The sequence below is a fragment of the Natrinema ejinorense genome, from assembly GCF_002494345.1.
Classification (GTDB): Archaea; Halobacteriota; Halobacteria; order Halobacteriales; family Natrialbaceae; genus Natrinema; species Natrinema longum.
Map to the genome: position 1 here is coordinate 2,157,750 of NZ_NXNI01000001.1, position 12,199 is coordinate 2,169,948.

Annotated in this window: 10 protein-coding genes; 4 read left to right on the top strand and 6 right to left on the bottom strand. The window is 63.6% G+C overall.

Annotated elements, in window-relative coordinates:
- The first annotated feature begins 38 nt into the window (after window positions 1-38).
- Together CP557_RS10800 and CP557_RS10805 are read left to right on the top strand one after the other, a co-directional pair.
- Window positions 39-584 (top strand): acyltransferase, encoded by a 546-nt coding sequence (locus CP557_RS10800; RefSeq protein WP_097379912.1) that lies wholly within the window; start codon window positions 39-41, stop codon window positions 582-584.
- Between the two features lie 439 nt (window positions 585-1,023).
- Window positions 1,024-1,668, top strand: a complete 645-nt coding sequence (locus CP557_RS10805) for a DUF4013 domain-containing protein (RefSeq protein ID WP_245852980.1) — start codon at window positions 1,024-1,026, stop codon at window positions 1,666-1,668.
- Window positions 1,669-1,829: 161 nt separating this feature from the next.
- Here CP557_RS10805 and CP557_RS10810 read toward each other — a convergent pair whose 3' ends face one another.
- Window positions 1,830-2,999, bottom strand: coding sequence for an NAD(P)/FAD-dependent oxidoreductase (locus CP557_RS10810; protein WP_097379914.1), 1,170 nt, complete (start codon window positions 2,997-2,999; stop codon window positions 1,830-1,832).
- Window positions 3,000-3,103: 104 nt separating this feature from the next.
- On the bottom strand, window positions 3,104-4,024 hold the full coding sequence (rocF, locus tag CP557_RS10815; protein ID WP_097379915.1) for an arginase: 921 nt from the start codon (window positions 4,022-4,024) through the stop codon (window positions 3,104-3,106).
- 95 nt (window positions 4,025-4,119) lie between these two features.
- Between rocF and CP557_RS10820 the strand changes: the two genes are divergently transcribed.
- Together CP557_RS10820 and CP557_RS10825 are read left to right on the top strand one after the other, a co-directional pair.
- Window positions 4,120-4,800, top strand: a complete 681-nt coding sequence (locus CP557_RS10820; RefSeq protein WP_097379916.1) for a metal-dependent transcriptional regulator — start codon at window positions 4,120-4,122, stop codon at window positions 4,798-4,800.
- 213 nt (window positions 4,801-5,013) lie between these two features.
- Complete coding sequence (locus CP557_RS10825) at window positions 5,014-5,547, top strand: Rrf2 family transcriptional regulator (protein ID WP_097379917.1); 534 nt, start codon at window positions 5,014-5,016, stop codon at window positions 5,545-5,547.
- A 99-nt stretch (window positions 5,548-5,646) separates the two neighbouring features.
- Here the strand turns inward: CP557_RS10825 and gyrA are convergent, their stop codons facing one another.
- The 4 genes from gyrA to psmA form a co-directional block, all read right to left on the bottom strand.
- The gene (gene gyrA, locus CP557_RS10830) at window positions 5,647-8,127 is read right to left on the bottom strand and encodes a DNA gyrase subunit A (RefSeq protein WP_097379918.1); all 2,481 of its coding nucleotides are present in this window, start codon (window positions 8,125-8,127) and stop codon (window positions 5,647-5,649) included.
- Between the two features lie 196 nt (window positions 8,128-8,323).
- On the bottom strand, window positions 8,324-10,255 hold the full coding sequence (gyrB, locus tag CP557_RS10835; protein WP_097379919.1) for a DNA topoisomerase (ATP-hydrolyzing) subunit B: 1,932 nt from the start codon (window positions 10,253-10,255) through the stop codon (window positions 8,324-8,326).
- Window positions 10,256-10,370: 115 nt separating this feature from the next.
- Window positions 10,371-11,087, bottom strand: a complete 717-nt coding sequence (gene psmB / locus CP557_RS10840; RefSeq protein WP_097379920.1) for an archaeal proteasome endopeptidase complex subunit beta — start codon at window positions 11,085-11,087, stop codon at window positions 10,371-10,373.
- A complete protein-coding gene (gene psmA, locus CP557_RS10845) occupies window positions 11,080-11,820 on the bottom strand; it encodes an archaeal proteasome endopeptidase complex subunit alpha (RefSeq protein ID WP_097379921.1) in 741 nt (246 codons plus the stop codon). Before psmA ends, psmB begins: the two co-directional genes overlap by 8 nt.
- Between the last annotated feature and the right edge of the window lie 379 nt (window positions 11,821-12,199).

Genomic DNA, 12,199 nt, shown 5'->3' on the forward strand with positions numbered 1-12,199 from the left:
ATCGGATTGATGTACCAACACGTCGAACGGGACAGCCAGTGACGGCTTCCGACGATACGACACCCCGACACGACCGCGTCGAGCGCCACGCAACGCCCGGCCCGCGAAACTCGCTGGCCCACTGGACCACCGCTCGCAACCCGTTCCGGATCGCGATCAACTACGTCGTGGTCTGGCTCGTTCGGATCTCGCCGAGCCTGCGGCTCAAGCGCTGGCTCCTGACCGCCATCGGTGTCACGGTCGGTGACGGCGTCTCCTGGGGACTCGAGGCCACGCCGGACGTCTTCTGGCCGGAGCTGATCACCGTCGAGGCAGACGCGATCGTCGGCTACGACGCGACGATTCTCTGTCACGAGTTCCTCCAGGACGAGTACCGGACGGGCGAGGTCGTCGTCGGCGAACGGGCGATGATCGGTGCCGGTGCGATCCTCCTTCCCGGCGTCGAAATCGGTTCGGGGGCTCGCGTCGCGGCGAATTCGCTGGTGACCCGTGACGTGCCGCCGGACACGACGGTTGCGGGCGTCCCGGCCCGACCGATGGGCGGCGATAGCGACGCGGAGGCCGATTCCACTCGAGCCGAATAACCGATCTATCAAATCGCTGTTGTTCGCCCACTCCGTATCCTCTCCTTCGTTTTACCCCGATCGTATCCGAAAGCAGAACACATATACAGCCGTGAACGAATCCTCGGCTATGTCGTATTGTCACGACTGTGATGAGGAGTTCGAAACGGGGACGATTCTCTGTCCCAACTGTGGGGGGAAACTGGCAGAGGGGGACGTCGGAGACGCATCGGCCGGGTGGTCAGACGGCAGTTCGGACGGGAGCGACGCAACGTCCGGGTGGTCAACTGACGATTCGGGGATCGACGATTCGACGGCAGGCTGGTCGACCGATCGGAACCGGGATCCGGCAGCGGCATCGGGTCCAGGATCGCCCGATCCGTCAGAGCCGAAATACCACAGTATTGATATTTTTACCTTCTCGTTCAAATACCCCCTCGGGAAAGGCGGGAAACCGTTGGTGATCGATTCCGTCTTCACGTTCTTTTGGTTTCTCCTCTTGATACCGCTGATCGTCTCGTATGGCTACTCCTATCGAGTCGGTCGTGCCGCCGCACGCGGCGACGAGGAAGTCCCGTCGTTCGACGACTGGCCCGGTATGGGAAGGGACGGCCTGATTCTCGTGGCGGTCTATCTCGCTGTAGTGATCGCACTCGCGGCCGTGACAGCGGTCATTTCCCTGGCGGTCAGCGCAGTCGGGGAGTCGTCGACGCTTGCGCTCCCGATCATCGGGATCGGAACGATCGCCGTACTGGCTGGCAGCTATATCGCAGGCGCGATCGTACCGGTGTTGATCGGGACGGGAAGCCTCAGTAAGACGTTTTCCGACCGTCGAATTCTCGAGTTCGCACTCTCGATGCACTATCTCAAGGGGATCCTATTGCTGTTCGTGATATCCATCGGCCTGTATATTGCGTTCGCGATCGGTGCGTTCATACTCGCGATCACGATCATCGGCATCCCCCTGGTGCTCGTACTGTACATCGTGTTCCCGGTGTATCTCGTGAACCTGTCGTTTGCCTTGTGGGGCTACATTTACAACGAGGCAGCAAAAGCGGGCGACGTCGAACCCGTCGAGCCGGACGCATCACTCGGATTCGAGTGACGGCCGACGACCCGTTTCAGACATCGAGGATACACTGACGGGAGCCCCGTTGGGCCGCTTGGAGCCACCCCCTCGAGTACCGATTTTGCGGCCCACGCCATCGAACACAGCGTCGTCATCGTAGAGCATCGAGACAAAAACGACGTCGAGACAAAACCGAGTTACAGCGACGACCAGGACCGTCGGGCTTCGTTCCAGGAGGTAATGTCGGCGATCCAGCGGGCGGCGATCATCTTCTTCAGGTTCTGGGCCGGGAAGCCGCCGAAGGTATCGACGGGAAGGGAGATGCCGAACGCGGGTTTGACGTCGTGGGCAACGGCTTCCTCCCCGACGGAGATGACGGTCCCCTTATCGTCGTACTCCCAGGTTTTCAGCGGGCGGTTCTGGATCGCACGAACGATGTTCTCGCCGGCGACCTCCGCGGCCTGCCAGGCGGCCTGTGCCGTCGGTGGCGCGGGCTGGTCGCCCTGATCGATGATCGCCGAGTCACCGATCGCGAAGACGCGCTCGTCGGAGGTCTGGAAGTTCGCACCGGTGTTGATTCGGTTGTGCTCGTTTTCGAGGTCGACATCGTCAATCGCGTCGCGGCCGGTGATCCCGCCGGTCCAGACCAACACGTCGTATTCGAGCGGCTCGCCTTCGTCGAACTCGATGGCGTCGTCGGTCGCCTCGGTGATCGGGTCGTCCGTGTGGATGTGGACGCCAGCCTCCTCGAGCAGGTCGCGCAGGGCCTGTTGGATCTCCGGATCGTTGCCGGGGAAGATCTCCTCGAGGGCTTCGACGAGGTGGATCTCGATCGGCGCACGGTGGTTGTCGCGGAACTCCGCGATCTCGCCGGCGGTCTGGATGCCCGAGAGGCCGGCACCGCCGATGACGACCTGTGCGGGGTCGCCGCGGGTCGCCGCCTGGCTGGCGTCGTTGACCGCGTCGTGGATCTCGAGGGCGTCGTCGAGGCTCTTCAGGGTCAGGGACTGCTCCTCGAGGCCGGGAATGCCGTAGTAGGCGGTCTGGCTGCCGAGTCCGACGAGGACGTAATCGTACTCGACGTCGTCGCTGTCTTCGAGTTTGACGACCTGTTCGTCGACGTCGAGGCCGGTAACCTCGTCCTGGATGAACCGCGTCGACGGGTCCGCGATCTGATCGATCGGGAACGTGATGTCAGGGCGGACGTTCGGATCGCGAATCACGCGGTGGGATTCGTGGAGAACGAGGTGGTAGTCGACGTCAGCGATCCAGGTTAGCCGCACGTTGCCCCCGAGCTCCGATTGCAGCTTGTTGATCGTACCGGTTCCGGCATATCCGGCTCCGAGCACGACGACGTTCTCAGTCATACCCCACACTGAGAATCACTATGATACAAAGGTGTTGAAACGCGAGTGAGTGTGCTCACCGTTCTCGTGCCACGATGGTGTGGCACACACTGTATGCAACGGGTTCAGAGGATGCGCTTGCCGAACGTACTCGCGGTCAGTTCGGCCGCCAGCGTCGCAGTCTCGTTTGCTTCGTCCAGAATCGGGTTTACCTCGACGACGTCCATCGATCGGAGCACCCCGTCGGCGTCGTGACGCCGAGAGAGGCTCTCGAGGGCGGCGTGGGCCTCCCGGTAGGTGACGCCGCCGCGGACGGGGGTACCGACACCGGGTGCCGCCTTCGGATCGAGCCAGTCGAGGTCGAGGCTGACGTGGACGCCGTCGGTTCCATCGGTCGCGACCGCGAGGGCGTCGTCGACGACTGCGGAGATGCCCCGTTGGTCGATGTCGGACATCGTAAAGGCGGTCATATCGCTCTCCCGGATCAGTTCGCGCTCGCGGTCGTCGATGCTCCGGAGCCCGACGTAGGCGATCGAAGACTCTCGCAATCGGGGAGCAGGTGCCCACTCCGTCTCGCCGAACGCACCCCGACCCAGCGCCGCAGCCAGGGGCATTCCGTGGACGTTACCGCTGGGAGAGGTTTCCGGCGTGTTGAGGTCGGCGTGGGCGTCGAACCAGATGGCACCGAGGTCGGCCTCATGTGCCGAGCCGTTGAGCGAGCCGATCGCGACCGAGTGGTCCCCGCCCAAGACGAGCGGGAACTCGCCGTCCGCGAGCGTCGCCGCGACCCGATCGCTCACTCGCCGGCAGACATCCTCGACTTCCCGGAGGAACTTCGCGTTCCCGCCGGTAGGTTGGTCGGCGTCCGGATCGCGCTCTTCCGCCCGCGGCATCGACAAATCGCCGTCGTCGACCGGTTCGACGCCAGCGCGTTCGAGGCCGTCCGCGAGGTCGGCATAGCGGATCGCGGACGGTCCCATGTCGACGCCGCGGCGGTTCGCCCCGTAGTCCATCGGGGCACCGATGATTCTGACGGTTCGTTCCATACCCCTGGTACGCCGTCGGCTGGTTTGATCGTGACGATCCACGCCGATTCGCTGGCGACAGCTTTAGGGTTAGACCGATCTAATTTCGCTACAGCATGATGCTGAGCGACGTGATGGAGGACTACCTGAAAGCGATCTATCAGCTCCAGCGCGAGACCGACGAGCGGATCAAAACCTCCGAAATCGCCGGAGAGCTGGACGTCACGTCGCCGACGGTCACCAGCATGCTCGACAAACTCGAGGAGCGCGAACTCGTCGACCGCGAGAAGTACCGCGGGGTGACCCTGACCGACGAAGGCGAAACGGTCGCCCTCGAGATCGTCCGTCACCACCGGCTGCTCGAGGCCTACCTCACCGAGCACCTCGACTACGACTGGTCGGAAGTCCACGCCGAGGCCGACCGGCTCGAACACCACATCAGCGAGGACTTCGAGGATCGCGTCGCCGATGCCCTCGGTGAGCCGACGGTCGATCCGCACGGTTCCCCGATCCCCGGTGCCGACCTCGAGCCGCCGGAACGACCCGAGGGCGAGGCCATCACCGAGTTCGAGGCAGGCACCGTCGTAACCGTCGCCGAGGTCGCCGACCGCGATCCGGAGGTCCTCTCCTATCTCGCCGAGCACGGCGTCGAACCCGGCGTCGAACTCGAGATACTCGAAATCGCGCCCTTCGGAATGGTGACGGCTCGCTCGAGCGAGGCTGCAGAACCCGTTTCGCTGCCCGAATCCGTCGCACACCACGTCCGAGTCGCACAACCCGTCGAACCCGAACCGTAGCCGGTGGCGTTGTACGCGGGACCCGTCTCGAGTCCATCGGTCGCTCCCGGATTAAATCCGAAACGACACCTGTCGTTAATTACCGACGGACGCCGCTTTCCCTCCGAAACCGGAAAAGAAACACCTTCCCGTGCCCGCTTCGAAGGCCAGGATCCCACCACCCGGCCGGGTCTACCCGTCGGGTTTAAGGAAACCAAATACGAATAAATACCTATGTCATCCATCGAACTCACCCCGAGCCAGAAGAAAATTCTACGTGCACTGACGAATCTTCACAAAGAAACCGAAGACGCGATTAAAGGCGAGGATATCGCCGAGCAGGTCGATCGCAATCCGGGGACGATTCGTAACCAAATGCAGAGTCTCAAAGCCCTCCAACTAGTAGAGGGTGTACCCGGACCCAAAGGGGGCTACAAACCCACGGCCGCTGCCTACGAAGCGCTCGAGATCCAGCAGATGGACGAGCCAGCGGCCGTTCCGATGCAACACGAAGGTGAACCCGTCGACGATACGATTATCGAAGAGATCGACCTCTCGAGCGTCCATCACCCGGAACTCTGTCGCGCGGAGATCCACATTCAGGGCACGCTCGGCGACATTCACGAGAACGACGCCGTCACCGTCGGCCCGACGCCGCTCTCGAAACTCGTCATCGAGGGCACCGTCGACGGGAAAGACGACACGAACAACATCCTCATCCTACGGATCGACGACATGGTTGCGCCCGCCGAAGAACCGGCCCACTGAGGGACGGTCGCCGCGTTTGCTTCGATTCTCTCTAGTGACTGCCCTCCCGATCGACGAACGAATCCGCTTCGAGCCGAGGCCGTGCCGAAGCCGACCGGCTCAGTTCGCGTCGTCGGCTGCGTCGGCGGTCGCCGACGCCGGAAGGTCGTCGACTGCGGCGACCGCGTCGCCGTCTTCGACGTCCATGACGATCACGCCCATCGTGTTCCGCCCGACGGTCGAGATCTCGTCGACGCGGGTCCGGACGATCTGTCCGCGCTCGCTCATCATCACGAGCTGATCGTCGTCGGAGACCGCCTTGACGGCCGTCACGGGACCGTTTCGCTCGCCGGTCTTGATGTCGATCAATCCCTTCCCGTAGCGGGACTGCGTGTTGTACTCCGAGAGGGGAGTCCGCTTGCCGTAGCCGTTCTTCGTGACCGTCAGCAGCGCCTGCTCGTCGCCCTCGTCGGTCGCGACCAGTCCTGCGACGGCGTCGCCCTCTTGAAGTTTGATGCCGTTGACGCCGCGGGCGTTCCGGCCCATCGCACGGACTTCGTCCTCGTCGAAGCGGATCGTCATCCCGCCCTCGGTCGCGATGACCAGGTCCTGCGAGCCGTCGGTGACCTCGACGTCGACGAGTTCGTCGCCTTCTTCTAGGTCCGCGGCGATGATCCCCGTCGAGAGGATGTTGTCGAACTCCTCGCCGGCGGTGCGCTTGACGTAGCCGTTCCGAGTCGCCATCGTCACGAACTCGTCGTCGCCGAACGCGTCGGTGTCGACGATGGCCGTGATGTCCTCGCCGGGGTCGAGATCGAGGATGTTGACCGCGGATTTACCACGCGCGGTCCGGCCCATCTCCGGGATCTCGTAGGTCTTGAGTCGGTAGACCTCGCCCTGATTCGTAAAGCAGAGTAGATAGTCGTGGGTGTTCGCCCGGAAGACCGCCGAGACGCGGTCGTCTTCCTTGACGTCCGCGCCGATGATCCCCTTCCCACCGCGACCCTGGGGGTCGAACTGCTCGATCGGCATTCGCTTGACGTAGTCGTCTTCCGTCATGACGACGAACACCTCCTCCTCGGGAATGAGGTCCTCGTGGGTAACCGTCCCTTCGTCCTCGACGATCGAGGTGCGGCGGTCGTCGGCGTACTCGTCTTTGATCTCGCGGAGCTCGTCTTTGATGACCGAGAGCAGTTCCGACTCGCTCTCGAGGATCGTGGTCAGGCGTTCGATCTCGGCCTGGACCTCCTCGTACTCGTCTTCGATTTCGGCGGCCTCCATCGAGGTGAGGCTGCCGAGTTGCATCCGAACGATGTGGGTGGCCTGCTCCTCGGAGAAGTCGTAGGACTGCTGTAGCGCCGCTTTCGCTGCCGACCGATCCTCGCTGTTGCGGATCAGCTCGACGACGTCTTCGGCGTTCTCGACGGCCGTCAGCCGTCCCTCGAGGATGTGTGCCCGATCCTCGGCCGCCGCGAGGTCGTACTCGCTGCGTCGGCGAACGACCTCGCGGCGGTGGGAGATGTACTCCTCGAGCGTCTCCGTGAGCGAGAGCACGCGCGGTTGGCCGTCGACCAGCGCGAGGTTGATGACGCCGAAGGTTCGTTCGAGGTGATTCTCGAGCAGTTTGTTCTTGACGACGTCGGCGTTCGCGCCGCGTTTGAGTTCGATGACGACGCGGACGCCGTCGCGGTCGGACTCGTCGCGCAGGTCGGAAACTCCCTCGATCTCGCCCTCGTTGACGTCCTCGGCGATGCGTTCGACCAGTCGAGCCTTGTTGGCCTGGAAGGGCAGTTCCGTGACGACGATCCGTTCGCGACCCGACTTCCACTCTTCGACCTCGAACTCGGCGCGGACGCGGATGCGCCCGCGGCCGGTCTTGTACGCCGAGTAGATCGCGTCTCGGCCGACGATGTTCGCACCCGTCGGGAAGTCCGGGCCTTTGACGTGCGCCATCAGGTCGTCGACGGTCGCGTCGGGGTCGTCGATCAGCTCGATCGTCGCGTCGATTACCTCGCCCAAATTGTGGGGCGGGATGTTCGTCGACATCCCGACCGCGATCCCCGAGGAGCCGTTGACCAGCAGGTTGGGAAACGCCGCCGGAAGCACGTCGGGCTCTTGGAGGCGGTCGTCGTAGTTCGCCGAGAAGTCGACCGTCTCCTTGTCGATGTCCTCGAGCAGTTCCTCGGCGACGGAGGCCATCCGAGCCTCCGTGTATCGGGGCGCGGCGGCGGGGTCGCCGTCCATCGAGCCGAAGTTCCCCTGGCCGTCGACCAGCGGATACCGCATCGAGAAGTCCTGGGCCATCCGGACCAGGGTATCGTAGATCGCGCTGTCGCCGTGGGGATGGTAGTCACCCATCGTCTCCCCGACGATCGAGGAGGACTTGCGGTGGCTGCTCCCCGAGGAGACGCCCATCTCGTGCATCGCATAGAGGATGCGCCGGTGGACGGGTTTGAGTCCGTCGCGGGCGTCGGGGAGTGCGCGACCGGCGATGACGCTCATCGCGTAGTCGATGTAACTCTGCTCCATCTCGTCTTCGATACGGACGTTTTCGACCGCTCTGGCCTCTATGTCCGTCGGATCGGGTACGTCTGAACTCATATTCTCAGCTGATTGGTGGGGTGGTTATCTGCAAAGTGTTGCATCCGTGAGAGCGTCCGCTCTGGGGACGCTCGAGCGGGCCGACGACCGACCCGGAACGCGGCGTGCCCGCACGGAGGGGAAGGGGGAGTCCTTTTCATCGAATTTTCACCGAGTGCGGTCGCTTCGCGACCGTACGCAGGGTGAAAGTCCGTTCTTAGATGTCGATCCACTCCGCCTCCGGCGCGTGATCCTTGATGAACTGCTTGCGGGGTTCGACGGCGTCGCCCATCAGGACGGAGAACATCTTGTCCGCCGCGGCCGCGTCCTCGATCGTGATCTGTTTGAGAATGCGGTTGTCGGGATTCATCGTCGTCTCCCAGAGCTGTTCGGGGTTCATCTCGCCGAGCCCCTTGAACCGCTGGACCTGCGAGGGATTGCCGTCGCACTTCTCTTCGACGATCCGATCGCGTTCGGCGTCGGTCATCGCGTCGTAGGTCTCGCCGCGATAGCGGATGCGGTACAGCGGCGGCTGGGTCGCGTAGACGTAGCCGCCCTCGAGCAGCGGGCGCATGTGCCGGTAGAAGAACGTCAACAGGAGCGTCCGGATGTGTGCCCCGTCGACATCGGCGTCCGTCGCCATGATGATCTTCTTGTAGCGGACGTCCTCGACGTCGAACTCGTCGCCGATCCCCGCGCCGATCGCGGTGATCATGTTCCGGATCTCGTCGTTCTCGAGGATGCGGTCGAGTCGGTGTTTCTCGACGTTCAGAATCTTCCCCTTGATTGGCAGGATGGCCTGGAAATCCGGATTCCGAGCCTGTTTCGCGCTCCCCCCCGCGGAGTCACCCTCCGCGATGAACAGTTCGGCCTCCTCGGGATCTTTGGTCTGGCAGTCGGCCAGTTTCCCGGGCAGCGAGGTGGACTCGAGGGCGGATTTCCGCCGGGTCAGCTCTTCGGCCTTCTGGGCGGCCATGCGTGCCTTCGCGGCTTCGACCGCTTTGTTGACGATCGCCTCGGCGGTGTCGGGGTGTTCCTCGAAGTAGGTTCCGAGCCCCTCGTGCATGGCGCTCTCGACGATGCCCCGTACTTCCGAGTTGCCGAGTTTCGTCTTCGTCTGACCCTCGAACTGGGGATCGGGGTGTTTGATCGAGATGACTGCGGTCAGCCCCTCGCGGATGTCCTCGCCCGTGAGGTTGTCGTCGAGATCCGAGAGGAGGTCGTTGTCGTTGGCGTAATCGTTGACACACCGCGTCAGCGCGGTCTTGAACCCGGTGAGGTGGGTCCCCCCCTCGCGTGTGTTGATGTTGTTCGCGAAGGCGTGGATCGACCCCTGCAGTTCCTGGGTGGCCTGCATCGCGACTTCGATCTGGATGTTCTGTGCTTCGTCCTCGAAGTAGATGACGTCCTCGTGCATCGCCGAGCGCGTCTCGTTGAGGTAGTCGACGAACTCGCGGATGCCACCGTCGTACTCGTAGGTCTCGGTAACGGCCTCGCCCTCGTCGTCGTCCGCGCGCTCGTCACGGAGCGTGATGCGGACGCCCGAGTTGAGGAAGGCCAGTTCCCGAAGCCGGTTCGATAGCGTCGAGAACGAGACGTCGCCCGTCTCGAAGATACCCGTATCGGGCCAGAACCGGATCCGGCTCCCTGTCTCCTCGTCGGGCTGCATCTCGCGAACGCGTTCCATGTCACCGATAGGTTCGCCACCCTCGAACGCGTGGCGGAAGACGCCGCCGTCGCGTTTGACCTCGGCCTCGAGACGCTCGGAGAGGGCGTTGACCACGCTCACGCCGACGCCGTGGAGGCCGCCGGAGACCTGGTAGGACTTGTTGTCGAACTTGCCGCCGGCGTGGAGGACGGTCAGAATGACCTCGAGTGCAGGGCGGTCGTACTCCTCGTGTGTGTCGACGGGGATACCACGGCCGTCGTCAGCGACGCTCACCGACTCGTCCTCGTGGATAGTGACGGTGATGTCGTCGCAGTGGCCGGCCAGTGCCTCGTCGATCGAGTTGTCCACCACTTCGTAGACCAGATGGTGGAGTCCTCGAGAATCGGTAGAGCCGATGTACATCGCCGGTCGCTTTCGGACGGCTTCCAGGCCCTCGAGGACCTGAATCTGCCCGGCTCCGTACTCGCTTTCCTGGGACATGTAAAACCTGCTTTCGGATAGCAGTCCGGCCCTAATAAAAGTCACGTGTACGCGCGCGAGCGCGAGCCGGATGGCCCCAATAAACGGCCTGCCCCGATAAACGACCAACCGCGGCCTAGATGACCGCGTCGAACTCGTTGTGGCCCTGAATGTCGACGCCCTCGTCGGTCACTTCCGCGAGGAAGACGCCGTTCCCGGAGCCGGTGTCGCGCTCGACGGCACTTTTGATGGCGCGAGCCGCGACCGACTTGGCGTCCTCGAGCGAGAGGTCGTCCTCGTGCTCCTGTTCGAGGAGGCCGTAGGCGAGTTGCATCCCGCTGCCAGTGACGGTGTAGTCGTCGGCCATGACCCCGCCAGCGGGGTCGATACTGTAGACGTGGCTCCCCTCGGCGTCGACGCCACCGAGGATGGGGTTGATCGCTCGGAACGGCCCGCCGCGGGCGAAGTTACCCGCCAGCGTCGCCAGTGCCTCGATGGGCATCGGCTCGCCGCGACGGGATTCATAGAGGTTAACTTCGGCCCGCAGCGTTCGGATGAACGACTGCGCGCCGCCGACCGAACCGACGAGCGTGAGCGCGCCGGTCGGGTGGATCTGCTCGACCTTTTGGACGTCCTTGTTCGAGACGAACCGGCCGCCCAGACTGGCGCGCATGTCCGTCGCGATGACGACGCCCTCGTCGGTCGTGATGCCGATGGTCGTCGTCCCCGTGGAGTTGACGTTCTCGCCGTAGTCGTCGCCCCCGTTCCCGTCGGGAAGCGAGCCCAGTTCGGGCTCGTAGGGCGAGGGATCGCCGTTCCCCTGGGGCGTCGACGGCTGGCTCCAGTTATTCATCGGTCTCCTCCGTGTCGATTTCCGCGAGGATCGACTCGAGTCGGCTCTCCTCGACCGAGTGGAACGATTCGTCGTCGGTCGTGATCGTGGCGACGTCGACCGCTTCGGCGTCGACGACCTCCTCCTCGGGCTCGCTGAGTGCGCTCACGGCGAGTTCGATGCCACCGTCGACGTCGAGATCCTCACGATAGTGGTCCTCGAGGTAGCCCTGAATGGTGTCGCGATCGCCGCCGATGGCGGCTGCCTTCCACTCGTAGTCCGTCCCCGACGGGTCGGTTTCGAACAGCTTCGGTTCGCCCTCGTCGATGCCGCCGACGAGGAGCGCGACGCCGAAGGGGCGCGCGCCACCGGTCTGGGTGTACTCCTGAATGTGGTCCGTGATCGATCGCGTCAGGGTTTCGACGCCGACCTCCTGACCGTATCGGAGCTGTTCGCCCTGTGCGCGGCGACGCGCGAGGTCGACGAGCTGGCGGGCGTCGGCGACGTGCCCGGCGCTTGCGACGCCGATGTGCTCGTCGGCCTTGTGGATTTTCTCCACGCTCGAGCGCTCCATGAGCGGCGAACTGACCTGTCGGTTGGCGGCGAGGACGACGCCATCGGGCGTCCGGAGCCCGACGCTCGCGGTCCCACGCTTGACGGCCTCGCGTGCATATTCGACCTGGTAGAGGCGTCCGTCCGGGGAGAAGATCGTGATCCCCCGATCGTAGGCCTGCTGTTGGGATTGTCCTTGCATTTGGTCTTCACCTTGGGTAAGGGATAGAAATATATATGCCTTCTTCTGAAGGCAACTTCCTCTCCATCGGTGCGTTCGCCCTGGAGTAGTAAGAGCGTACTGCCGGCAGCCTCCCGAGTGCGTCCGCTCTCAGTGACCACTCAGTATTCGTCGCCACTCGAGTTCGCTCGTCGCTCTCGTACCGTACTCGCGTCAATTCCATCTTACTCGATCCAGCTATCTGCAGGGTAGGCTGCTATCTCAAGCTTTCCGCTGAAACGAATCCCGTTCCTTGGGTCAGTACGGGATTTCGGACTCCAGTAAACAGCATACCGGTGGCAGTCCCCCAGTCCTCGCGGTCGGTCGCGGGCTCGAGGGGCTGAGACGCCCGAGCTTTTCA